Origin of the sequence: Massilia mucilaginosa (assembly GCF_011682145.1) — a bacterium.
GTDB lineage: Bacteria > Pseudomonadota > Gammaproteobacteria > Burkholderiales > Burkholderiaceae_D > Telluria_A > Telluria_A mucilaginosa.
In genome coordinates this window covers 39,398-62,978 of sequence record NZ_WHJH01000041.1, presented here as the reverse complement: position 1 = coordinate 62,978, position 23,581 = coordinate 39,398, and the positions used below count along the sequence as shown (strand labels likewise).

Below are 23,581 nucleotides of genomic sequence, written 5' to 3'. Positions count from 1 at the left end.
CTGCAGGCGCGCCGGCCAGAGTTCGTGCTTCGTTGGCTCTTGCATGTTCGTGACTCCTGAGTTGATGGAGTACCGATTCTGGATGCCGAAAATTAGCAATGGAAGGTGGGGTAAATAGACCGCTTACGCTGTAAACGCGCATGCCCGCGATCAAGGTGCGCGGCATTGCTCGGGAGCCACCGCTAAACCTTTTCGCGCCGACTTTCCGAATATACGCCACGATGTCGTCCGGCTTCACACCAGGTGCCGCATTCCTCAGAACATTTCGCAAAAGGGTTTCCTTGGTTTCGGTGAGGCGCGCCGGTAACAGTGTCGAGGTGCCGTACCAAGCGACCGACACGGACGACGGGCCAGACGTCGATTCGGTGATTGATACGCCTGTCGAACTGGAGGAATTTTCGGGGTCGCTAAATTCATACTCATAATTCATCCCGCCCGTCTTGAGTGCCCAGTTGTCCTTCTTGGGCGCGCTCTTGCGGTAGAACTCGGTCGCTTCAAAGACGCGTGCACTGGCAAGCGCCGCGCCCTTGACGACGCCCCCTGCAACTGGCGGAGTGCTGATATCGTCAATCTTGGATACGGTGTAAGGACCGACTTGCGTGGCCCGAGCTAAGACGAGGACAAATTTTTTCCCGTCCACCTTGAAGTGTTTGGTTACCTTCATCCCCGTCGGTGTCTGCTCGACATCCTGGCTCACCATGTCGGTCTTCTTCAAAATGGCTACCACACTGTCGGACGAATCCCCGATGGCGATTCTTTGACCCCGCGCGACGATGCTGGGAACTTCTAACGCCTGGACCAGTGAGCAAACGGCCAGGCTGAGCATGGCGAAATGGTGCGTGACATTCATAGCGGCCCATAAAAGTTATCGTGACAGGAGAATAGCATTGTGTTTTATAAGAGCCACTCTGCCTGAGACCTGACCAATTCTCCGGCTCCATTACGAGACAGGCCGCACCCCACCTCAGCCTCGGCGTCATGGTTATTGGCCTGAACAAGGTACCGGTAGTTGTCAACAAAGATGTCGCGTTTTCTCATGCTTCTTTTCTTAATTCATCCAGCAGCAAGCCGCCAGACGAAGCAGTCAACGAAATAAATCAGGGGGACTATTTTCAAACTATTGTGATGCCACTGCGTGCAGTGCACAGCGCTATCTTGGTCAGCCCGACCGCCATATCACCCATCGTAGCGTACCGTTTAGGTGCTTGTCTTCGTGTCTAACGTTGCGCCACAGGCGCTCGACGAAGATGTTGCACAGACCTGGCCTTCAGGCGATTCTACGTCGTTGCCGTTTTCAAGCGCCTCCAGCCACGCGTCAGCTTCCTCAGCCGTGACATGCATCCCGGTGCTCTCATATTCCTCCCAAGCCTTGATCGTAGCCTGGCGAAAGGTCTCACGCTTCCCCGCCTGCTCGACATTTTTCCTGATCATGCTTCCCTCCTAAAGATCACCGCCGCTCCTCCCGCCCATGCACAAACAAGGACGGCTGCCGGTCCGAATACTCCCTGAGCAAATTCCACACCGCCCTGACCCGCTGCAAGCGGTACAGATCGGTCGGCGCGGCCAGCCAGAACGAACGCTCCGCGAAAAACTGGTCGAGCACCGGCACCAGCCGTCCATCGTCCGGCACCGCGTACGGCGGCGCCATGATCAAGCCCATTCCCAGCGCCGCCGCCTCCACCTGCGCGGTCATCCCGGTGCAGCACAATCTGCGCCTCGGCGTGAACCCCAATTCGTTGAGATAGCTGAGCTCGCGGCTGGCCAGCCGGTCCTGCACATAATCGACGAAGTCGTGCCGCGCCAGGTCGGCGTGCTCGCGGATCGGCGGATGGCGCGCCAGGTACGCGGGCGATGCGTACAGATAGAAACGGAACGACGCCAGCCGCGTGATCATGTAGCGCCCGGTGCTGGGCGGATCGAGCATCACCCCCAGATCCGCCTCGCGATTGGCCAGGTTGGCAAAGCGCGGCAGCACCAGCAGGTCGATGCTCAGGTCCGGGTGCGTCTGCAGCAGCCCGACCAGCAGCGGCGCCACCACGCGCACGCCGAACACTTCCGGCACGCCGAGCCGCACCACGCCGTGCGCCGCCACTTCGGTGCCGCCCAGCTGCTCGGTGGCGGCCAGCGCCGCGCTCTCCATCGCTTCGGCGTGCGGCAGCAGCGCCTGGCCCATTTCGGTCAGCTCGTAGCCCTCGCGGCTGCGGTCGAACAAGGTGGTGCCGAGCTGGATTTCAAGGCGGTCGATGCGGCGCGCCACGGTCGTGTGTTCGACCGCCAGCCGGCGCGACGCACCGGACAAGGTACCGGCGCGCGCCAGCTCCAGGAAGAAACGCAGGTCTGTCCATTCAGGCAAGGTATTCATGGAATCAATGTCGGATATTCACAGGGAATATTGTGCACCAGTGCACACCGCACACGCAATCTTTTGATTTTTATGTATTGTTAAAACGCAAACTCCCCCTGGAACTAGCTGCTGCGAAAACGATAAGTTGTATAAACCACCACTGTGCATTTTTGCACAGTGCTTGGGCGTTTCGTTATCTTTCGCGCAAAGTCGAATGGGGGCACACTGCAAGGCTGCATTTCCGGCTTACCGCATTGTCCAAAAAAATTCCAGGAGACAAACACCATGCGCATGACCACCGTTCGACATTTTCCCTTACATCGTATTGCCTGCGCCGTGCTGGCCCTGTCCGGTGGCGCGCTGGGCTCGGCACAGGCGCAGACCGAGCCGGGCCCTCCGGCCGGCGAAACCATCCAGGACGCCGGCGTGGTCACCGTCAGCGCGCGTCGCCGCCCTGAAAACCTGCAGGACGTGCCAGTCTCGGTCACCGCGTTCGGCGGCGACCAGCTCTCCAAGCAGGGCACCCCCGACATCACCGCCCTCGCCCTGTCGATTCCGAACACCACCCTCAAGGCCTCGCGCGCCACCAATTCGACCCTGACCGCCTTCATTCGCGGCGTCGGCCAGCAAGACCCGCTGGCCGGCTTCGAAGCCGGCGTCGGCATCTACCTCGACGATATCTACCTGGCCCGCCCGCAGGCCGCCGTGACCGACATCTACGACGTCGAGCGCATCGAGGTGCTGCGCGGCCCGCAAGGCACCCTGTACGGCCGCAACACCATCGGCGGCGCGGTCAAGTACGTCACGCGCAAGCTCGGCTCCAAGACCGATATCCGCGCCCGCCTCACCCTGGGCGACTACAGCCAGCGCGAAGCGGTGCTCACGGCCAGCACGCCGCTGTCGGAAAGCGTGCGGGTGGGCGGCTCGATCGCCCGCTTCAAGCGCGACGGCTACGGGCGCAACCTGGTCACCGGCGCCCACAACTACGACAAGGACATGACCGCCGGCCGCCTGTCGGCGGAATTGACGCCCACCCCCGAACTGTTCATCCGCCTCGCGGCCGACGCGACGCAAGACGATTCGAGCCCGCGCAACGGCCACCGCGTGACGCTCGGGCGCACCAGCGGCGCGCCGATCCTGGCGAACGTGTACGACACGCGCGCCAACCTGACCCGCGCGCTCGGGCAGGAGCAGGAGGTCAGCGCCCACGGCTGGTCGGCGCTGCTGGAGTACACCCTCAGCCCGCAACTGAGCGTCAAGTCGGTCACCGCCTCGCGCCGCGACAAATCGTACGCGCCGATCGACTTCGACTCGCTGTCGGTGGTCGACTTCGAAGTGCCCGCGCTGTACAAGAACAAGCAGTTCAGCCAGGAATTCCAGCTCACCTACACCGGCGACAAGGTCCAGGGCGTGGCCGGCGTGTACTACATCGACGCCAACGCCTACAACATCTTCGACACCGTGCTGGCCGGCGCGTTCCCCAGTTCGACCTACACCCTGGGCGATATCGACACCAAGGCCTGGGCCGTGTTCGCCGACGCCAACTACAAATACAACGAGGCGCTCAGCTTTTCGCTGGGCGGCCGCTACACGATCGACAAGCGCGAAGCGAGCGTGCTGCGCCAGATCTACCTGGGCCTGAACGGCTCGCCGGGCATGGGCAACGCCAGCGCCGTGCTGTTCCGCACCGACACCGACTTCACCCGTGGCGAACTGGAACGCGAAGACAAGAAGTTCACCCCCAAGGTCGGCATGGCTTACAAGGCCAGCGCCAACCAGAACCTCTACGCCAGCTGGGCGCGCGGCTTCAAGGGCGGCGGCTTCGATCCGCGCATGAACGTGGTGGGCACCAGGATCAGCGACGCCACCGCGCGCGCCGGCTATCTGCCCGAAACCATCGACACGCTCGAACTGGGCCTCAAGTCGTCCTATAACAACAACCGCATCCTGACCAATATCGCCCTGTTCGACAGCAAGTACAAGGATGTGCAGATTCCCGGCTCGGTGGAGGTCGACACCAACAACGACGGCCGCCCCGACAGCTTCGCCGGCGTGACCACCAACGCCGGCAAGGCCAAGATTCGCGGCGTCGAACTCGAAGCGAGCGCGAAGCTGAGCAATGCCCTGAGCGTCACCGGCATGTACAGCCACATCAACGCCGAATACACGCAGTTCCTGACTTCGCAACTGGTGGGCGGCGTGCCGGCCCTGGTCAACGTGGCCGGCGAGCGCTTCTTCCAGAACACGCCGAAGAACTCGGCCAACCTGCGCGCCACCTACGACATTGCCCTGCCGCTGATGGGCCGCGGCGGCACCGCCAGCATCAGCGGCAGCGCCTCCTACAAGGACGAGACCAGCCAGTTCGAATACGCCTCGGTGCTCGACCAGCCGGGCTACACCCTGTACGACCTGAGCCTGGTCTGGACCAGCATGGATAACAAGATCCGCGCTGGCCTGCACGGCAAGAACCTGGGCGACAAACGCTATCGCACCGGCGGCTACGTGTTCCCGAACCTCGGCAGGGAGGGTGTGCTGACGGCCTTCTACGGCGCCCCGCGCACCGTCTCGGCCACCCTCGAATACCGGTTCTGAGCATGGAAGTCCAGGTGCAGGAACACGATGGCGTCCACGCCGCCCACTTCCCCCAGGCCACCAACGAAGCGCACGGGGTCCGGCAATTCAACGACGTCAGCTACCTCAGCGACGATGGCCTGACCCTGTACGCGCGCGACTATCCCGGCCACGGCGGACGCGCGCGCCTGCCCGTCATCTGCATTCACGGGCTGACGCGCAACTCGGGCGATTTCGACGAGCTGGCGCCGTGGATTGCCAGCCTCGGGCGGCGCGTGCTGGCGCTCGACGTGCGCGGGCGCGGCCAGTCGGCGCGCGACCCCGACCCGGCCCACTACAACCCGGCCGTCTACGCCGGCGACGTGATCAAGCTGGCGCACGACCTGGGCATCGAACGCGCCGTGTTCGTCGGCACCTCGATGGGCGGCATCATCACCATGACCCTGGCGCTGCGGCGCCTGAAACTGATCGCCGCCGCCATCCTCAACGACGTCGGACCGGTGATCTCGCAAAAAGGCTTGTCGCGCATCGCCACCTACGCCGGCAAGGGCGCCACCATGCTGACCTGGGAACAGGCGGCCGAGTACATGCGCGACATTAACCAGCCGGCTTTTCCATCGAACGACATGGCCGAGTGGAACAAGTGGGCGCGCCGTGCATTTTCCGAAAACGATGCCGGCCACCTGGTGCTGCGCTACGACCCGAACATCGCCCTGCCCCTGCAGAACGGCAAGCTCAAACCGTCGTCGTGGACCTCGCGCATGGCGTTCCGGCGCCTGGCGCGCAACCGCCCCACCCTGCTGGTGCGCGGCAGCCTGTCGGACCTGGTCGAGCCGGAACAGGCCAGCTACATGCAGCGCGCCGCACCGCGCATGCAGTACGCCGAAGTGCCCGGCGTGGGCCACGCGCCGATGCTGACCGAAGCGCCGGCGCGGCAGGCGATCGAACGCTTCCTGGCGCAGGTCGACTGAACCGGTGCAATCACCCCGGCCCCGCCATATACCTATAAAACAGCCATCCCAAGAGGAGACACGATGTACAAATTGAACACCCTGGCAGCCGCCGTCCTGGCCACCCTCGCGACCACCCTGGCAACGCCCGCGCTGGCCGCGGCCGACCTGAAAATCGCCCTCATCGCCGGCAAGACCGGCATCCTGGAAACCTATGCCAAGGAAACCGAAACCGGCTTCATGATGGGCCTTGAGTACCTGACGGGCGGCAAGATGGAGATCAACGGCCGTAAACTCAAGGTGATCGTCAAGGACGACCAGAGCAAGCCCGACCTGGGCCGCACCCTGCTGGCCGAAGCCTACGGCGACGACAAGGCCGACATTGCGGTCGGCACCACCTCGTCCGGCTCGGCCATCGCCATGCTGCCGGTGGCGCAGGAATACAAGAAGATCCTGATCATCGAACCGGCCGTGGCCGACGCCATCACCGGCGAAAAGTTCAACCGCTACATCTTCCGCACCGCGCGCAGCTCGATGCAGGACGCGCTGGCCGCCGCCAGCACGCTCAAGGCCGGCAGCGTGGCCTTCCTGGCGCAGGACTACGCCTTCGGCAAGGATGCGGTCAAGGCCGGCCGCGAAGCGCTGGCCGCCACCGGCAGCAAGGCCCAGGTGGTGCACGAGGAGTACGCGCCCCAGAGCACCACCGACTTCACGGCGCCGGCCCAGCGCATCTTCGACGCCCTGAAGAACAAGCCCGAGCCGCGCCTCTTGCAAATCGTCTGGGCCGGACCGAATCCAATGAACAAGCTGGCCGACATGAAGCCGGAGCGCTACGGCGTCATCCTGTCGCCGGGCGGCAACATCTTGCCGGTGATGAAAACCTGGAAGAACTTCGGCGGCACCCAGGGCACCATCTACTACTATCACGGCTTCCCGAAGAACAAGATGAACGACTGGTTCGTGGCCGAGCACAGCAAGCGCTTCAAGGGGCCGCCCGACATGTTTACCGCCGGCGGCTTCGCGGCGGCCAGCGCGGTCGTCACCGCGCTCACCAAAGCCAATTCGGGCGAGACCGAAAAGCTGATCGCGGCCATGGAAGGCATGGACTTCGAGACGCCCAAGGGCAAGATGACCTTCCGCAAGGAAGACCACCAGGCGCTGCAGTCGATGTACCACTTCAAGATCAAGAAAGATCAAAAGAACGAGTGGGACTTGCTGGAACTGGTGCGCGAAATCCCGGCCAGCGAATTGCCGCTGCCGGTGAGGAACAAGCGATGACGCCGGCGGCCATGCCGTCGCTGTCCACGCGCGAGCTGAGCATTCGCTTCGGCGGGCACGTGGCGGTCAACCAGGTCAGCGCCGATTTCTATCCCGGCACCCTGACCGTGATCGTCGGCCCCAACGGCGCCGGCAAGACCACTTACTTCAACCTGATGTCGGGCCAGTTGCCGGCCACCTCCGGCACGGTCCTGCTCGAAGGCGCCGACATCACCCGTCACGGCGCGGCCAAACGCACCGCGCTGGGCATCGGGCGCGCCTTCCAGCTGACCAACCTGTTCCCGCACCTGACGGTGGCCGAAAACGTGCGCCTGGCGGTGCAGAGCCGGGCGCGGATCGGCATGAACATGTTCTCGCGCTGGTCCAGCCACCAGGACCTGATCGTGCGCGCCGACCATTACCTCGAACGGGTCTCCATGGCCGGCCGGCGCGACACCCGCGTGGCGGCCCTGTCGCACGGCGACAAGCGCAAGCTCGAAGTGGCGATCCTGCTGGCCCTGGAGCCCTCCGTGATGATGTTCGACGAACCGACCGCCGGCATGAGCGTGGACGAAGTGCCGGTCGTGCTCGACCTGATCCACCAGGTCAAGGCCGAGCGCAACAAGACCATTTTGCTGGTCGAACACAAGATGGACGTGGTGCGCTCGCTGGCCGACCGCATCATCGTCCTGCACAACGGCACCCTGGTGGCCGACGGCAATCCGGCCGAGGTGATGGCCTCGGCCATCGTCCAGGAAGCCTATTTGGGGACACCCGAGGGGACGCCCGAGCATGCTTAACCCTATGCCTGATCCGATCCTTCAACTGCGCGGGGTCCACACCCACATCGGCGAATACCACATCCTGCAAGGGGTCGATCTGACGGTGCCGCGCGGCGGCCTGTCGGTGCTGCTGGGCCGCAACGGGGCCGGCAAGACCACCACCCTGCGCACCATCATGGGGCTATGGAAAGCGTCCGCCGGCACGGTGCGCTTCGACGGACGCGACATCGCCGCCCTGCCCACCCCCGACATCGCCCAGCTCGGCATTGCCTACGTGCCCGAATCGATGGCCGTGTTTTCCGACCTGACCGTGCGCGAGAACCTGTACCTGGCGGCGCGCAACGGGCCGCTCGACGAGGCGCGCGTGGAATGGATCTTCGGCTTCTTTCCGGCGCTGCGCAAATTCTGGCACTACCCGGCCGGCAATTTGTCTGGCGGGCAAAAGCAGATGGTGGCGATCGCCCGCGCCATCGTCGAGCCGCGCAAGCTGATCCTGATCGACGAACCGACCAAGGGCCTGGCCCCGGCCATCATCCAGAGCCTGATCGCCGCCTTTCGCGAACTCAAGCAAACCGACACCACCATCCTGCTGGTCGAGCAGAACTTCAGCTTCGTCCGGCATCTGGGCGACACGGTCTCGGTGATGGACGACGGCAAAGTGGTCCACGCCGGCGCCATGCGCGAACTGGTCGAGGACGACAACTTGCAGCAACGCCTGCTCGGGCTTTCGCTGAGCGCACATCAATAATGAACACGGAGACCAACCACGTGACCACCAAATCGCCTCCGGTGAGCGCGGCCACGGCCCTGCCGGCCGCATCCAACGACGCGCCCTTGCCGGCAGCCAGGCGCGACCTCGCGCCGCTGCTGCTGGTGCCGGCCCTGATCCTGCTCATGCTGCCGCTCGTGGGCAGCTTTCCCACCTGGGTCACCCTGACCATCGCCGGCCTGGCGATGGGCATGATGATCTTCATCATGGCCAGCGGCCTGACGCTCGTGTTCGGGCTGATGGACGTGCTCAACTTCGGCCATGGCGCCTTCGTCTCGGTCGGCGCCTATGCCGCCACCATGGTCCTGATTCCCATGCGCGGCTGGCTCGACGTCGATTCTCTGCTGATCAACCTGGGCGTGCTTGGCCTGGCAATCGCGGTGGCCATGCTTGCCACCGCCCTGCTCGGCTGGGCCTTCGAGCGCATCATCATCGCGCCCGTGTACGGCCAGCATCTCAAGCAGATCCTGATCACGATGGGCGGCATGATCGTGGCCGAACAACTGATCAGCGTGATCTGGGGCGCCGAGCAGATTCCCCTGCCGCTGCCGGCCAGCCTGCGCGGCGCGGTGCTGCTGGGCGACGCGGCCGTCGAAAAGTACCGGCTGGTGGCGGTGGTGATCGGCCTCGTGGTGTTCGTCGCCATGTTCCTGGTGCTCAACCGCACCAAGGTCGGCCTGTTGATCCGCGCCGGCGTCGAAAACCGCGAGATGGTCGAAGCCATGGGCTACCGCATCCGGCGCCTGTTCGTGGCCGTGTTCGCGGCCGGCTCGGCGCTGGCCGGCCTGGGCGGCGTGCTCTGGGGCCTGTACAAGGAAACCCTGAACGCGGCCATGGGCGGCGAGATGATGGTGATGATCTTTATCGTCATCATCATCGGCGGCCTGGGCTCGGTCGGCGGCTGCTTCATCGGCGCGCTGCTGATGGCGCTGGTGGCCAACTATGCCGGCTTTCTGCTGCCCAAATTCGCGCTGGTGTCGAACATTGCCCTGATGATCGCCATCCTGCTGTGGCGCCCGGCCGGCCTGTATTCCAACCTGCGGCGCTAAGGACATTCCATGCTCAATCAATTGTTATCCGGCGACATGCCGCGCAGCCGGGCCCTGTCCGCCACCCTGCTGCTGATCCTGCTGGGACTGGCGCTGGCGCCCTTCATCACCAGCGGCGCGCGTCCGCTCAACACCGCCGCCACCATCTGCGTCTACATCGTGCTGGTGGCCTCCTACGACTTGCTGCTCGGTTACACCGGGATCGTGTCCTTCGCCCACACCATGTTCTTCGGCATCGGCGCCTACGGCGTCGGGCTGGGGCTCTCGCATGGCGAACCGACCTGGGGCGCGATGCTGATCGGCATCGCGCTGGCCCTGCTGCTGACCCTGGCGCTGGCCCTGGTGGTGGGCCTGTTCGCGCTGCGCGTGCGCGCCATTTTCTACGCCATGATCACGCTCGCGGTGGCGGCCTCGTTCGCCGTGCTGGCCTCGCAACTGTCCGACCTGACCGGCGGCGAAGACGGCAAGACCTTCAGCGTGCCGGAACTGCTCACGCCGGGCTTTCGCCTGTTTGAAAGCGAGCTGTTCGGGCGCGCCATCGACGGCAAGCTGATCACGTACTACATCGTGTTCGGCGGCTGCCTGTTGCTGTTCCTGTTCCTGCTGCGGCTGGTCAATTCGCCGTTCGGGCGCGTGTTGCAAGCGATCCGCGAAAACGAGTTCCGCGCCGAGGCGCTGGGCTACCGCACCGTGCTGTACCGCATCTGGGCGAATGTGCTGGCGGCGCTGGTGGCGGCGCTGGCCGGCGCGCTGATGGCGCTGTGGCTGCGCTACGTCGGCCCCAAAACCATGCTCGGCTTCGAGGTCATGACCGACATCCTGCTGATCGTGGTGATCGGCGGCATGGGCACCATGTACGGCGCGGTGGTGGGCGCCACCTTGTTCATCATCGCCCAGAACTATCTCAAGTCGCTGATGGCGCAAGGCTCGGCCGCGCTGGAGGGCGTGCCCGTGCTGGCCCAGGCCCTGCATCCGGACCGCTGGATGCTGTGGCTGGGCGTGCTGTTCGTGCTGTCGATCTACTTCTTCCCGATCGGCATTGTCGGCAAACTGCGTTTGCGCAGGCTCGCCGCGCGCAGCGGCGCCCACTGATCGATCCTTGCGGCGTCCCTGCGCTCGCAGGGACGCTCTTTTTGCTGCGCCTCCCCCGCTCCATCAAACTTCGCCACGCTTCTTCAGTTAAGTTCCCCGGAATAGCCTGAAAACGCCCCCCGTTCTTTAAGCGCACATCAATGCCGCCGCCCCGCCCACTCCTATGATGGGGTCAACCGTGGCCTCGCGCCTGCCAGCGCGAGTGAAGCGCCATCCTTCTGGCAATTGCTGAAAGAACGACCATGAAACCCCATCAAAACCTGATTGCCGTGGCGAGCATCGCCATGGCCGCCGCGCTGCCCGCCGTCGCTCAGACCAGCGTCCCCATCGTCGTCCTCAACGAAGAATTCAACGACATCGGCACCCTCAATAACTGGCTACGCGTCAACAACAGCGTGCCGCCGGGCCTGGCCTGGTCGCAGGGCAACCCCGGGGTCTTCCCGGCCCCGTCCGGTCCGGCGTCGTCCTACGTCGCCGCCAATTACCTGAGCGCGCAAAACGGCATGGGCAGCGTCGACAACTGGCTGATCACGCCGGTCGTGAGCCTGATCGGTCCCAGCGAAGTGTCGTTCTTCACGCGCTCGGCCAGCGCCAGCGGCTTCGGCGACACGCTCGAGGTGCGCTTTTCCGCCGGCACGGGCAGCGAGACCGGCGGCTTCAACACGGTGCTCGGCGTGCTGGGCGGCATCTCCGACTATCCCACTGTCTGGCAGCAAGTTATTTCCAGTATCGACTACAACGGCCAGGGGCGATTCGCATTTCGTTACGTCGGCGACGCCTCGGCGGCGAACTATATCGGCATCGACGCTGTCTTAGTTACCACGGTGCCCGAACCAGGCACCTATCTGATGCTGCTGGCCGGCCTGGGCGCCCTGGTCGTGCTTCGGCGCCGGCAGCTAACGTGAATCCATCCAGGAGAAACCCGATATGTTCAGTAAAACCCTGATCACCTGCTGCGCGCTGGCCGCCTTGTCGACGGCAGCCGTGGCGGCAGAGCAATCCGATGGCATGGCCGTGGTGCGCGACAAGCAATCCGGGCAGCTGCGTCCGGCCACCGCCGCCGAGCTGCGCGCCATGCGCGCCGCCTTGCCGCAACCGCAAGTGGCGCCTCCGCAGCCGCAGGCCAGCGTGCGTGCCGACGGCACCCGCAGCGTGAGCCTCGGCGAGCGCGGCATGGTGTATTCCGTGGTGTCGCGCACGCCCGACGGCAAGCTGGTCCAGCACTGCGTGGAAGGCGAAAGCGCCGCCCGGCATGCCACCCATCATGATGCTGCCAAGCCAGCCGGGGAGCGCCAGCATGAGCAATAAACACCGCTTCCTGCGCCAGGCCGCCGCCGCGCTCGCCCTCGCCTGCTGCACCGTCGGCGCCGCCGTGGCCGCCACCACCATCACCATCACCATCGTCAACGGCAATGCCCCCAACGTGGGCTTCAACGATCCCACGCCGGCGCAGCCGGTCGGCGGCAACAGCGGGCGTACGCTCGGTGCGCAACGCCTCATTGCGTTCCAGCACGCGGCCGACATCTGGGCCCGCACCATCACCAGCCCGGTCCCGGTCAGGGTGGCCGCCTCGTTCGAGCCGCTCGCCTGCAATGCCGGGGGCGCCGTACTCGGCTCGGCCGGCGCCGTCGAAGTCTTTTCCGATTTTCCGCGCGCGCCCAAGGCCGACACCTGGTATCCGGGGGCCTTGGCCAGCAAGCTGGCGGGCAAGGACATGGCGACGCCGGGCGAAGCGCACATCCGCGCGCGCTTCAATTCCCGTCTCGGCCTGTTCCCCGACTGCCTGCCCGGCTCGCCCTTCTACCTCGGGCTCGACCGCCAGGCCGGCGAGCAAATCGACCTGGTGGCCGTGCTGCTGCACGAACTGGCGCATGGGCTGGGCTTCCAGAACTTCACCGACGAGGGCACCGGCGAGTTTTTCTACGGCACGCCATCGATCTGGGACCACTTCCTGGTCGATATCCGCAACAACAAAGCCTGGGTCAACATGAAAGATGAAGAGCGGCGCCTGTCGGCCATCGGCGGCGCCACCCTGTCGTGGAACGGCGAGCGCGTCTACAAGGCCGCCGCGCGGATCCTCTCGCCCGAGCCGCAACTGCTCATCAGCGGCATGGCGGCGGGCCGGGCCGGCGGCAAGCACCCGGTGGGCGATGCCTCGTTCGGGCCGCCACTTGGGCAAAACGCGGTGACGGGCGAGCTGATGCCGCTGATCGACCAGGCCAACGGCAGCGGCCTGGCCTGCACCCCGCTCAGTCCGGCCAACGCGATGGCGGTGCGCGGCAATATCGCCCTGGTCGACCGCGGCGCCTGCCCCTTCGTGACCAAGGCGCGCATTTTGCAAAATGCGGGAGCGCGCGGCATGGTGGTGATGGAAAACACCGGCGATCCGGTCAGCCCGCTGGGCGGCAGCGACCCGGCCGTGCGCATCCCGGCGGTCCGTATCGACAAGGCTACCGGCGAGCAGCTCAAGACGGCGATGTACCGGCGTTCGCGCACCTCGTCGGGCGTGATCGCCAGCCTGGGCGTCGATCCCGACAAACTGGCGGGTACCGACTGGGTGCGGCGCGTGCGCATGTACAGCCCCGAAGAATACTCGCCGGGCTCGTCGGTGTCGCACTACTCGGTCGACACCAGGCCGAACCAGTTGATGGAGCCGTCCATCAACCCCGGCCTGGCGCACGATGTGATTCCGCCGCATGACCTGACCTTTCCCTTGTTGCAGGATATTGGCTGGTAAAACGGCGCTGTAAACGCACGACGCGCTCCCTGGGGAGCGCGTCGGCGTACTACCTGAACCCGCCGCTGCCGTTGGCAACGGCGGGTGAAGGCTTACGCCTTGGCGGCGATGTCTTTATCGTAAGCGGCGATGCCGCCCATGATTTCTGCCTTGGCATCCTCAGGACCGCCCCAGCCTTCGATCTTGACCCACTTGCCTGGCTCCAGGTCTTTGTAGTGCTCGAAGAAGTGCTGGATCTGCTGCAGGCGCAGTTCGTTCATGTCTTCCGGCTTCTGCCAGTGCTTGTAGATCGGCAGGATCTTATCGACAGGAACGGCCAGCACCTTGGCGTCGCCGCCGGCTTCGTCGGTCATTTTCAGCACGCCGATGGCGCGGCAACGAACCACGACGCCAGGGATCAGCGGGAACGGGGTAATGACCAGCACGTCGCACGGGTCGCCATCATCGGCGATGGTGTTCGGCACGTAGCCGTAGTTGCACGGGTAGTGCATGGCGGTACCCATGAAACGGTCGACGAAAATCGCGCCCGATTCCTTGTCCACTTCGTACTTGATCGGATCGGCATTCATCGGGATTTCGATGATCACGTTGAAATCGTTCGGCACGTCGCGGCCGGAGGAGACTTTATTCAAACTCATGGGATATCCTTAGATTGCTGAGGGGGTCAATGGCCGACATTATAACGACATTTCATGCAGGCTTGTGCATTGCAGCAAGCACGGTAGTTCAGGCAAACCCGAGAAACTTGCTCTAACGCATGCGGAATCGGTGAGCTAAGTGGTAATACCGCCAACCTAAAAGGCTAGCGGTCTTGGACGGTCTACAGGCTAGCGGTCTTCATCACACGCCTACAAAATACTCGCCAGCGCACACTGCCTGAAATGCGCGTTCGCCTCTTCCTGCTGTCCGAGCGCTTCGTGCATCTGCGCCAGCTTCAAGTGCGCCTCGCGCACCATGCGCGGCTCGGTCGCGTCCGACAAGGCCTGTTCCAGGTAACGCTGCGCCTTGCCCCACAGTTTCTGTTTCAGGCACAGCGAGCCCAGGGTCAGCGCCAGTTCGGCGTCGGTCGGGCGCTGTTTCATCCACGCTTCGCAATGCTCGATCTGGGCCAGCAGCGCCGGCGACCCCGCCTGCGCGGCCGACTCGCGGTAGGCGCGCACCACGCGGTCGTCCCAGTCGGCGCGCAGCGCTTCCTCGGCGCTGGCGCGCGCTTCATCATGCAAGCCGCGCGCGTTCAGGGCCGCCGCGGCGCGCGCCGCCACGTACGGTTTCACCCGGTCGGCGGTCGGCACGGTCGACCACACGCGCAAAATCGATTCGGCGTCGTGCGAACTGTCGGACAGCAAGGCGTCATACGCCAGCTCGCGCAGGCGCGCCGACAAGGCCGGATGCAGCGCCTTGTGCTTGTCGAGCGAACGCACCAGGCGCAGCACTTCCGGCCAGTTCTTGGCTTGCTGGTGCGCCTTCATCGACCATTGCAGCGCATGGATGTGGCGCGTGCCGCTGGCATTGAGTTCGGCCACGGCGTCGAGCGCCGCGTGCGGCTGGTGATCGTCGACCAGCAGTTCGGTCATGGTCATCAGGCGCGCGGTTTTCAGCGCATTGTCGTGCACCACGCCGGCCAGCCAGTTGTCGCGCCGCGCGCCCTGGCGCATGCGGTGCGCCGCGCGGGCGCCGATCAGGGCGGCGATGCCGGCGTTTTCGGGCAGTTCGGCGGCGCGCATGGCGGCTTTTTCGGCGTGCCCGAAACGGCCTTCGAACAGGGCCTTGAGCGCATCGCGCAAGCCCTTGTTGCCGTCGCGCTCGCGCTTGCTCTTGCGGTAGGCGGCGACCCGGGCCGGCATGCCGAAGGTGGCGCGCGCGGCGCGCAGCAGCGCGTACACCACCAGGAACAGCAGCGCCACGACCACCACGAAGAAATTGAGCGACATGTCGATCCGGTGCGGCGGGTAGAAAAACACCACGTTGCCCGGATTGAAGCGTGCCGTCACGGCAATGCCGATGGCCGCTGCCATCAGCGCGACTAACCAGAGAAGAAGACGCATGTTATGGCTTCGCCTTGTAGTTGCGCACGGCGTTCAGGCTGTCGGACAGGGATGGCATCTCGATCGCCAGATTGCTGGCCTGGACCTGGCGCAGCAGCGCCTGCGCGGTCTGGGTGCTGCCGGCGCGCGTGTCGAAATACTTGGCCAGCGCATCCTGCGCCGCCACCAGGTCGTTGCGGAAGGCGACTTCATTCCTCGCCAGCAGCGCCATGCGCGCGTTCAGCAGGCGCAGCTTGACGTTTTCGCGCACAAAGTAGGTTTCCGAGGGCGAGAGCATCAGCGCTTCCGGCGTGTCGACGCGGCGCACGCGGATCAACTGGCGCATTTCATCCCACATTTCGCCGGTCCAGCTCTGCCACACGTCCTGGACCTTGTCGAGCATGGTGTCCTTGGCCACGGCCGGGACCACCACCGCATCGGCCGCGCCCGCCACGCCCGGCTTGAGTGCCACCGGCGCGGCCGCCACCTTGGCCGCCCGGGCCGGCTTGGCCGGCAGCGCCGGTTTTTCGTCGGCCAGCATCGGCAGCGTATTGACCTGGGTAATCACGTTGTCCAGGCGCAGCGCGACACCGGTCAGGTCCAGCGCCGGCAAGGCCTTGAGCTTGTCGATATCGCCTGCGATGGCGCGCCGGATCGTGATGAATTGCGGCTTGTCCGAGCGCGACAGCGAACGGTCGGCGTTTTGCAGCGCGATCAGCGCGCCCTGCACATTGCCGGCCAGTTGCAACTGCTGGCTGGCGGTCGAGAGCACCTGTTCGATTTCGGCCAGCGCCCACTCGTCGCGGTTCTTCGACAAATCCTGGTACAGCTGTTCCAGCGCCAGTTGCTGGCTCTGGGCTTCGACCTGGCGGTTTTCGAGCAGGCTCACCTTGGCCTGCAAGTCCTTGGTCTGGTCCTGCACGGTACGCGCCAGCACGCTCGTTTCGGTATTGACCACTTCGCCCTTTTGCAGGCGGTTGGCCATTTCCATGCGCAGCTTGAGCAGATTGCTGCGCGTCGACCAGGCGTGCGCGGCCAGCAGCAGCGCCAGCAGGATCACCACCACCGTCATCGGACGCTGCAAGATCTCGCCCATGCTCTCGCCGCGCGCGACGCGCGCCGGCGGCGCACTGTACTGGTCCGCGGGAGCTGGCTGGGGTGCGGCGCCGGGCGCTGCGTTGTGTTCAGGTAATGTAGGCAATTCGTTCATGCTCGTGATTGTAACGCGGCAAGCAAACGTTCGTCGCCTGATCCGCACAGCGTCAACCGGCCCAGGCCCAGCGAGCTTGCCGTCTCGGCAATACGGGCGTGCGGCACGATCAGGTGCTGTTGTTGCATTTTTTCCACAAGGGCGGGATCGCCCATCTCCCGCACCAGCGCCACCAGGCCGCGCAGGGCTTCGGAACTGGTGATGATCCAGTCGTTATCGCCTTGCAAAAGCGTGCGCAGCTGCTGCGCCAGGGCATCGGTCAGCAGCGGCACGCTGCGCCGGTAGGCCGGCACGGTGACCACGATCACGCCGGCCGCGCGCAGCCCGTCGGCCATCAGCTCGCGCCCGCTTTCGCCACGCACGATCAGCACTTTCTGGCCGGCCAGGGCCGCCAGGTCGAGCGTGTCGAGCAGGTTTTCCGAGTCGCTGCGGGTCGGATCGCGCGGGCTGACGATGGTCGCCGTGTTGTTGTTGATCCCATGCCGCTCCAGCGCCGCCCGGCTGCCCTCGCCCAGCACCGCCACCGTCACCCAGGTCGGCCACACGGTGATGTGGGCAAACGCCGCATCGATCGCGTTGGGCGACACGAAGGCCACCATGGCGCAGTCGTGCATGCCGGCCAGCGCCGCCTTGAGCGGCCCCTGGTCGTCCAGCGGCGAAATGTCGAGCAGCGGCAGCAGCACCGCCTCGCGCCCGAGCGCCCTCACCTGCTCGGCCAGCGCGCCGGCTTGCGCCAGCGGACGGGTGATGATGACGGGGTCAGGCATCGGCCGGGGGCGCCACGGGCGCGGCGTCCGCTACGGCGGCGTCCCCGATGGCGGCATCGGCCTTGCACTCGGCCAGGATCGCGCGCGCGTCCTGGGTGTCGAGCAGGTCCGACACTTGCTGGCCGAGCAGTTCAGGATCGTCGGCCGGCCCGCGCAGTTCGGCATGCGCGCTGCGCTTGCCGTCCGGCGTGGCCACCATGGCGCGCAGGTGCATCACGTCGCCCTCGATGGTGGCGAACGCGGCCAGCGGAATCTGGCAACTGCCGCCGAACACCTTCGACACCTTGCGCTCGGCCGCCACCCGCTGCGCCGTCGGCATGTGGTTCAGCGGCGCCAGCACGTCGCGCAGGTCGATGCCATTGGTGCGGCCGGAAACGATTTCGATCGCCATCGCGCCCTGCCCCGCCGCCGGCAGCGAGTGCGCCGGGTCCATCAGCGAGCGGATGCGCTGCGGCAGCCCCAGACGCTTGAGCCCGGCCGCAGCCAGGATGATGGCGGCATAATCGCCGCGATCGAGCTTGCCCAGGCGCGTATCGAGATTGCCGCGCAGCGGTTTGATGACCAGGTGCGGATAGCGCGCCGCGATCAGCGACTGGCGGCGCAGGCTGCTGGTGCCCACCACCGCACCCGGCGGCAGCTCGTCCAGGCTGCCGAAATCGTTCGACACGAAGGCGTCGCGCGGGTCTTCCCGTTCCAGCACGGCGGCCAGTTCGAAGCCTTCGGGCAAGTCCATCGGCACGTCCTTGAGCGAATGCACGGCCAGGTCGGCGCGTCCTTCGGCCATGGCCACCTCAAGTTCCTTGACGAACAGACCCTTGCCGCCGACCTTTGATAAAGTACGGTCCAGGATCTGATCGCCCCGGGTGGTCATTCCCAGAATCTCGATGCTGCACTGCGGATATAATAAAGATAATTGCGCGCGAACATGCTCGGCCTGCCACATGGCGAGCCGGCTTTCGCGCGAAGCGATAATGAGCTTGGAGGGCTGCTGCGGACGCGAAGGCGTACCAGTCAATTCAGTTGCTTTCAAAACGGATTCTTTCACTGTCGTAAAACCTCAAACCGGTTATGGCAGTCATCGGCACATGCATAAGATCACAAATTTTATCATGCGTCCCCTTTGCAGAACCTGGCCAGAAGCCTTTGCACCAACTTTAACTCTGTGGTCCAACATGGTAAATTCATCCGCTGCACAAGAAAACCCTCCCCTCCTCGACAAGGACGCCCCGCTGAAAGAAGATATCCGCCTGCTCGGCCGCCTGCTCGGCGACGTGCTGCGCGATCAGGAGGGCGAAGCCGTCTTCGATGTCGTCGAGACCATCCGCCAGACGGCGGTGCGCTTCCGGCGCGAAGACGACGCCCAGGCCGGCCAGGACCTGACCGCCCTGCTGCACAAGCTCACGCGCGAGCAAACCATTTCGGTGGTGCGCGCGTTTTCGTATTTTTCGCATTTGGCCAACATCGCCGAAGACCAGCACCACATCCGCCGCCGCCGCGCCCACCTGCTGGCCGGCTCGGCCCCGCAACAGGGCAGCGTGAGCTTCGCGCTGTCCAAGCTGAAAGCGGCCGGCGTCGCCAGCGACACCGTGCGCACCTTCTTCGGCGACGCCCTGATCGCGCCCGTATTGACGGCGCATCCGACCGAAGTCCAGCGCAAGAGCATTCTCGACGCCGAGCATGACATCGCGCGCCTGCTGGCCGAACGCGACCTGCCGCTGACCCCGCGCGAACGGGTGGCCAACATGGCGCTGCTGCACTCGCGCATCGCCACCCTGTGGCAGACGCGCATGCTGCGCTACTCCAAGCTGACCGTGGCCGACGAAATCGACAACGCCCTGTCCTACTACCGCATCACCTTCCTGCACGAGCTGCCCGGCCTGTACGACGACATCGAAGAAGAAATCGCCGCGCACTATCCGGATGGCGAGGCTGCCCTGACCGACAACTCCTACGTCCAGATGGGCAGCTGGATCGGCGGCGACCGCGATGGCAACCCGAACGTCAACGCCGGCACCATGCAGCACGCGCTGGTGCGCCAGGCCACCACCATCCTCGACTTCTACCTCGACGAAGTGCACGCGCTCGGCGCCGAGCTGTCGATTTCGACCCTGATGGTCGGCGCCAGCCCGGCCCTGCAGGCGCTGGCCGACGCCTCGCCCGACCAGTCGCCGCACCGCAGCGACGAGCCATACCGGCGCGCCCTGATCGGCATCTACGCACGGCTGGCCGCCACCGCGCGCGCGCTGGGCGCGACCAACATCATGCGCCGCGAAGTCGGCCACGCCGCGCCGTACGGCGATGCCTTTGACTTCTGCGCCGACTTGAAAGTACTGGCCGAGTCGCTGCGCGCCAATCATGGCCAGTTGTTGATCAAGCCGCGCCTGGCCACGGTGCAGCGCGCCGCCGCCATCTTCGGCTTTCACCTGGCCTCGCTCGACATGCGCCAGACCTCCGACGTGCACGAACGCGTGCTGGCCGAACTGTTCGCCGGCGCCGGCGTCGAAGCCGACTACACCAAACTCTCCGAACAACAGAAGGTCCAGCTGCTGCTGGCCGAGCTGGCGCAACCGCGCCTGCTGTATTCGCCGTACGCCGACTTGAGCGAGGAAACCGCGTCCGAACTGGCGATCCTGCGCGCGGCGAAAGATATCCGCCAGCGCTACGGCAAGCGCGCGATCCGCAACTACATCATCTCGCATACCGAGACCGTGTCCGACCTGCTGGAGGTACTGCTGCTGCAGAAGGAAACCGGCCTGCTGCGCGCGCGCGACAAGCAGCTCGACGCCATGGTCATTCCCCTGTTCGAAACGATTCCCGACCTGCAGCGCGCGGCCGGCATCATGAACGAGTGGATGGCGCTGCCGCTGGTGAAGGAACTGATCGCGCACCAGGGCCAGCTGCAGGAAGTCATGCTCGGCTACTCGGACTCGAACAAGGACGGCGGCTTCCTCACGTCCAATTGGGAGCTGTACAAGGCCGAAATCCACCTGGTCAAGGTGTTCGCCGACGCCGGCGTCAAGCTGCGCCTGTTCCACGGCCGCGGCGGCACCGTCGGCCGCGGCGGCGGACCGTCGTACGAGGCGATCCTGGCGCAGCCGCCGGGCACCGTCAATGGCCAGATCCGCCTGACCGAACAGGGCGAAATCATCGCCTCCAAGTTCTCGAACGCCGAAATCGGCCGCCGCAACCTGGAACTGCTGGTTGCGGCCACCCTGGAGGCGAGCCTGATGCCGCATGCGGCCGAAGGCGCCAAGGCGCAGCAGCTGGCCGGCTTCGAAGCCATCATGGCCGACCTGTCCGAGCGCGCCTACAAGGCTTACCGCAACCTGGTCTACGAAACGCCGGGCTTCACCGACTACTTTTTCTCGGCCACGCCGATCGCCGAAATCGCCGAACTCAATCTCGGTTCGCGCCCGGCCTCGCGCAAGTCGACCAAGCGCATCGAAGACCTGCGCGCCATTCCGTGGGGCTTCTCGTGGGGCCAGTGCCGCCTGCTGCTGCCGGGCTGGTACGGCTTCGGCTCGGCCATCACGCAATGGATCGAAGAAGGCAATCGCGACGACAAAATCGCGACCCTGCAAGCCATGTTCAAGGAGTGGCCGTTCTTTGCCACCCTGCTCTCGAACATGGACATGGTACTGGCCAAGACCGACCTGGCGATCGCCTCGCGCTACGCCGGGCTGGTGGCCGACGTCGAACTGCGCGAGCGCATCTTCAAGCGCATCGCGGCCGAACACGGCACCACCCTGCGCTGCCTGGAGATGATCACCGGCGCGCATGAACGCCTGGCCGGCAATCCGCTGCTGGCGCGCTCGATCCAGAACCGCTTCGCCTACCTCGATCCGCTGAACCACTTGCAGGTCGAGCTGATCCACCGCCACCGCGCGCTGTCGGGCGAACCGGGCAAGGTCGACGAGCGGGTTCACCGCGGCATCCACCTGTCGATCAACGGCGTGGCGGCCGGCCTGCGCAACACAGGTTAAGCCCTGCCAGGCGGCGCGCCTGCACGGCGCGCCGCCTGTCATTTGCAGGTATCGGCAACCCTTTTCTCGGCCTGGGCGATTTCGCTCGCCCGGCGCGCGGCGTCCGCCTTCACAATCCCATTCCCATTCCCATTCGGCACCAGCATGGTGTCGGACTCCTTCAAGCGCTTGAGCGAGATGCGGTGTATTTCGCACATGCGCACGCGCATCCGTTGGTTAAGGGCGTCCAGCTCGGTCTGTTGCGCCGGCGCTGCCGGCGCCGGGGCTGCCGCGCTGCCGGACTTCTGCCCGGGCGCGGCCATTTTCTGCTCGCGAGCGCCCTGGACTGCGGCGCAAGGCGTGCTCTGGTACGTGGTGCGCCCGCCCGCATCCGTGCACTTGATGACTTGGGCGGTGGCGCCCGCGTGGACGGCGGCGACCAGCAGGGCGAGGTAAAACGGACGTGTCGGCATGGGGGGTTCGATGGTTGTCGTTGAGCACCGAGTGTGGCAGCAAAGTGTCCTATGAGCAATGACCAACGTTCACCGCGGTGATTTCCGCCACCCCATGCAAGGGGCATACGCCCGATTCGTGTCCTGTACAAATTGAACTATTTCCAAAAAGTTGGCATAGAATGAACTGACCAACAACCTGTCTGAAACACGAGGGGTGTGCGCATGAAAACGTGGAGCGTGGAGTCGCTTTGCCTGACCGTAGCCGCCATCGTCCTGGTGCTGGCCTCCCTGGTGGCCCTGATCGCGCTGGGCGACGCCCACGCGGTGCCGCGCTGGCTGTTCTCCGTGGCCATTGCGCTGTCCGGCGCCGCGCTGGCGGCCAGCCTGCGCATCCGCGCCCTGGCCATGGCGCGCAACCATGCCCAGAGCCGCTACCGGCACTTCATCGACACCGCCCACGAAGGCGTCTGGACGCTCGACGGCGCGGCCCGCACCACCTTCGCCAACGCCCGCCTGGCCAAGATGTTCGGCGCCACCCCCGGCACGCTGCTGGGGCGCCCGATGCATGACTTCCTGGGCGACAATCCGCCGCGCGACCTGGCCGAAATGACCAGCACCGACGCCGCCCATGTCGGCTGCACCCACGACCTGTCGTACCGCCGGGTGGACGGCACGATCGGCTGGGCCATCGTCAGCGGGCGGCCGATGCTGGGCGACGACGGCGTGGCCGAGGGCACCCTGCTGATGCTGACCGATATCAGCGGACGCAAGGCGGCCGAGCTGGAACTGGCGGCGGTGCAGATCGGCCTGGAAGTGCGCATCCGCATGCGTACGGCCGAGCTGGAGCGCAGCAACGCCCAGCTGCGCATCGAAGTGGCCGAGCGCGTGATGGCCGAGCATGCGCTGGCCGAGTCGTTCCGCGAGCTGCGCCAGTTGAGTTCGCATCTGGAGACGATCAAGGAAGAAGAGCGCAAGCGCATCGCCAAGGGCATCCACGACGAACTGGGGCAGAACCTGATGGCGCTCAAGATCGACGTGGAGATGCTGCATGCGCGCGCCGGCCTGCGCCATCCGCTGCTCAAGCGCAAGGTGGGCGACGTGCTCGACACCATCGACCTGACCATCCGCTCGGTGCGCGCGATCATGAACGATCTGCATCCGAGCACCCTGGAACTGGGCTTGCCGGCGGCCGCCGAGTGGCTCGTGCAGCAGTTCGAAAAGCGCAGCGGCATCGCCACCTCGCTGACCGTGGCCGAAGGCGACGGCCCGCTGCCCGACAGCCACCGCACCGACGTCATTTTCCGCATCATCCAGGAGTGCCTGCTCAACATTTTGCGGCACGCCAAGGCGACCCGGGTCGAGGTGGGGCTCGATATCGGCATGGAATACCTGACGATTACCATCGTCGACAACGGGGTCGGCATGGGGCCGGGCGATGCGGCCAAGGTGGCCTCGTTCGGCCTGCGCGGGATTCGCGAGCGGGTCGATGTGTTCGGCGGGCAGATGGTGATCGACAGCCGGCCGGGCGGCGGCACCACCCTGGCCATGATGATTCCGCTGGAAAGCGAGGCGGCGGCGCTTGAGGATTAGCGCGGATACAACAATACGAAAA

Annotated in this window: 21 protein-coding genes; 12 read left to right on the top strand and 9 right to left on the bottom strand. The window is 65.3% G+C overall.

Features of this window, described 5'->3' with window-relative positions; all coding sequences use genetic code 11:
* From F2P45_RS24920 to F2P45_RS24910, 3 genes are all read right to left on the bottom strand, one after another.
* A partial coding sequence (locus tag F2P45_RS24920; protein WP_166880882.1) for a hypothetical protein occupies positions 1–850 on the bottom strand: 850 nt, incomplete at its 3' end.
* A gap of 347 nt (positions 851–1,197) precedes the next feature.
* The gene (locus F2P45_RS24915; protein WP_166880880.1) at positions 1,198–1,431 is read right to left on the bottom strand and encodes a transcriptional regulator; all 234 of its coding nucleotides are present in this window, start codon (positions 1,429–1,431) and stop codon (positions 1,198–1,200) included.
* 16 nt (positions 1,432–1,447) lie between these two features.
* The gene (locus F2P45_RS24910; protein ID WP_166880878.1) at positions 1,448–2,362 is read right to left on the bottom strand and encodes a LysR family transcriptional regulator; all 915 of its coding nucleotides are present in this window, start codon (positions 2,360–2,362) and stop codon (positions 1,448–1,450) included.
* A gap of 267 nt (positions 2,363–2,629) precedes the next feature.
* On the opposite strand from F2P45_RS24910, the gene F2P45_RS24905 reads away from it, so the two are divergent.
* The 10 genes from F2P45_RS24905 (at position 2,630) to F2P45_RS24860 (ending at position 13,551) form a co-directional block, all read left to right on the top strand.
* Positions 2,630–4,936 carry a TonB-dependent receptor gene (locus F2P45_RS24905; protein ID WP_166880877.1) on the top strand — a complete coding sequence of 769 codons (2,307 nt, stop codon included), beginning with the start codon at positions 2,630–2,632 and terminating at the stop codon, positions 4,934–4,936.
* 2 nt (positions 4,937–4,938) lie between these two features.
* Positions 4,939–5,886, top strand: a complete 948-nt coding sequence (locus F2P45_RS24900; RefSeq protein WP_166880875.1) for an alpha/beta fold hydrolase — start codon at positions 4,939–4,941, stop codon at positions 5,884–5,886.
* Between the two features lie 63 nt (positions 5,887–5,949).
* Positions 5,950–7,143: a substrate-binding domain-containing protein gene (locus F2P45_RS24895; RefSeq protein ID WP_166880874.1), complete on the top strand. Its 1,194-nt coding sequence runs from the start codon at positions 5,950–5,952 to the stop codon at positions 7,141–7,143.
* Entirely contained in the window at positions 7,140–7,922 is a 783-nt protein-coding gene (locus F2P45_RS24890; protein WP_166880872.1) for an ABC transporter ATP-binding protein, read from the top strand. The genes F2P45_RS24895 and F2P45_RS24890 overlap by 4 nt, the downstream gene beginning before the upstream one ends.
* A gap of 4 nt (positions 7,923–7,926) precedes the next feature.
* The gene (locus F2P45_RS24885; protein WP_166880870.1) at positions 7,927–8,652 is read left to right on the top strand and encodes an ABC transporter ATP-binding protein; all 726 of its coding nucleotides are present in this window, start codon (positions 7,927–7,929) and stop codon (positions 8,650–8,652) included.
* Between the two features lie 41 nt (positions 8,653–8,693).
* Positions 8,694–9,722: a branched-chain amino acid ABC transporter permease gene (locus F2P45_RS24880; RefSeq protein WP_166880891.1), complete on the top strand. Its 1,029-nt coding sequence runs from the start codon at positions 8,694–8,696 to the stop codon at positions 9,720–9,722.
* Between the two features lie 9 nt (positions 9,723–9,731).
* Positions 9,732–10,814, top strand: coding sequence for a branched-chain amino acid ABC transporter permease (locus F2P45_RS24875; protein ID WP_166880868.1), 1,083 nt, complete (start codon positions 9,732–9,734; stop codon positions 10,812–10,814).
* Between the two features lie 242 nt (positions 10,815–11,056).
* Positions 11,057–11,719 (top strand): choice-of-anchor J family PEP-CTERM protein, encoded by a 663-nt coding sequence (locus tag F2P45_RS24870; RefSeq protein WP_166880867.1) that lies wholly within the window; start codon positions 11,057–11,059, stop codon positions 11,717–11,719.
* Positions 11,720–11,741: 22 nt separating this feature from the next.
* Positions 11,742–12,122, top strand: coding sequence for a post-PEP-CTERM-1 domain-containing protein (locus tag F2P45_RS24865; protein ID WP_166880865.1), 381 nt, complete (start codon positions 11,742–11,744; stop codon positions 12,120–12,122).
* Positions 12,112–13,551, top strand: a complete 1,440-nt coding sequence (locus F2P45_RS24860) for a PA domain-containing protein (RefSeq protein WP_166880863.1) — start codon at positions 12,112–12,114, stop codon at positions 13,549–13,551. Before F2P45_RS24865 ends, F2P45_RS24860 begins: the two co-directional genes overlap by 11 nt.
* A gap of 92 nt (positions 13,552–13,643) precedes the next feature.
* Here F2P45_RS24860 and ppa read toward each other — a convergent pair whose 3' ends face one another.
* The 5 genes from ppa to hemC form a co-directional block, all read right to left on the bottom strand.
* A complete protein-coding gene (gene ppa / locus F2P45_RS24855) occupies positions 13,644–14,189 on the bottom strand; it encodes an inorganic diphosphatase (RefSeq protein WP_166880862.1) in 546 nt (181 codons plus the stop codon).
* Positions 14,190–14,399: 210 nt separating this feature from the next.
* Positions 14,400–15,596, bottom strand: a complete 1,197-nt coding sequence (locus F2P45_RS24850; RefSeq protein ID WP_166880860.1) for a heme biosynthesis protein HemY — start codon at positions 15,594–15,596, stop codon at positions 14,400–14,402.
* A gap of 1 nt (position 15,597) precedes the next feature.
* Positions 15,598–16,785 carry a uroporphyrinogen-III C-methyltransferase gene (locus tag F2P45_RS24845; RefSeq protein ID WP_166880858.1) on the bottom strand — a complete coding sequence of 396 codons (1,188 nt, stop codon included), beginning with the start codon at positions 16,783–16,785 and terminating at the stop codon, positions 15,598–15,600.
* Entirely contained in the window at positions 16,782–17,552 is a 771-nt protein-coding gene (locus F2P45_RS24840; protein ID WP_166880856.1) for a uroporphyrinogen-III synthase, read from the bottom strand. The genes F2P45_RS24845 and F2P45_RS24840 overlap by 4 nt, the downstream gene beginning before the upstream one ends.
* A complete protein-coding gene (gene hemC / locus F2P45_RS24835) occupies positions 17,545–18,567 on the bottom strand; it encodes a hydroxymethylbilane synthase (RefSeq protein WP_267877378.1) in 1,023 nt (340 codons plus the stop codon). The genes F2P45_RS24840 and hemC overlap by 8 nt, the downstream gene beginning before the upstream one ends.
* Positions 18,568–18,724: 157 nt before the next feature.
* On the opposite strand from hemC, the gene ppc reads away from it, so the two are divergent.
* Complete coding sequence (gene ppc, locus F2P45_RS24830) at positions 18,725–21,535, top strand: phosphoenolpyruvate carboxylase (RefSeq protein ID WP_166880854.1); 2,811 nt, start codon at positions 18,725–18,727, stop codon at positions 21,533–21,535.
* Positions 21,536–21,573: 38 nt separating this feature from the next.
* On the opposite strand, the gene F2P45_RS24825 is transcribed toward ppc, so the two are convergent.
* On the bottom strand, positions 21,574–21,987 hold the full coding sequence (locus F2P45_RS24825; RefSeq protein ID WP_166880853.1) for a DUF4124 domain-containing protein: 414 nt from the start codon (positions 21,985–21,987) through the stop codon (positions 21,574–21,576).
* 204 nt (positions 21,988–22,191) lie between these two features.
* Between F2P45_RS24825 and F2P45_RS24820 the strand changes: the two genes are divergently transcribed.
* Positions 22,192–23,559, top strand: coding sequence for a PAS domain-containing sensor histidine kinase (locus tag F2P45_RS24820; protein WP_166880851.1), 1,368 nt, complete (start codon positions 22,192–22,194; stop codon positions 23,557–23,559).
* Positions 23,560–23,581: the final 22 nt, after the last annotated feature.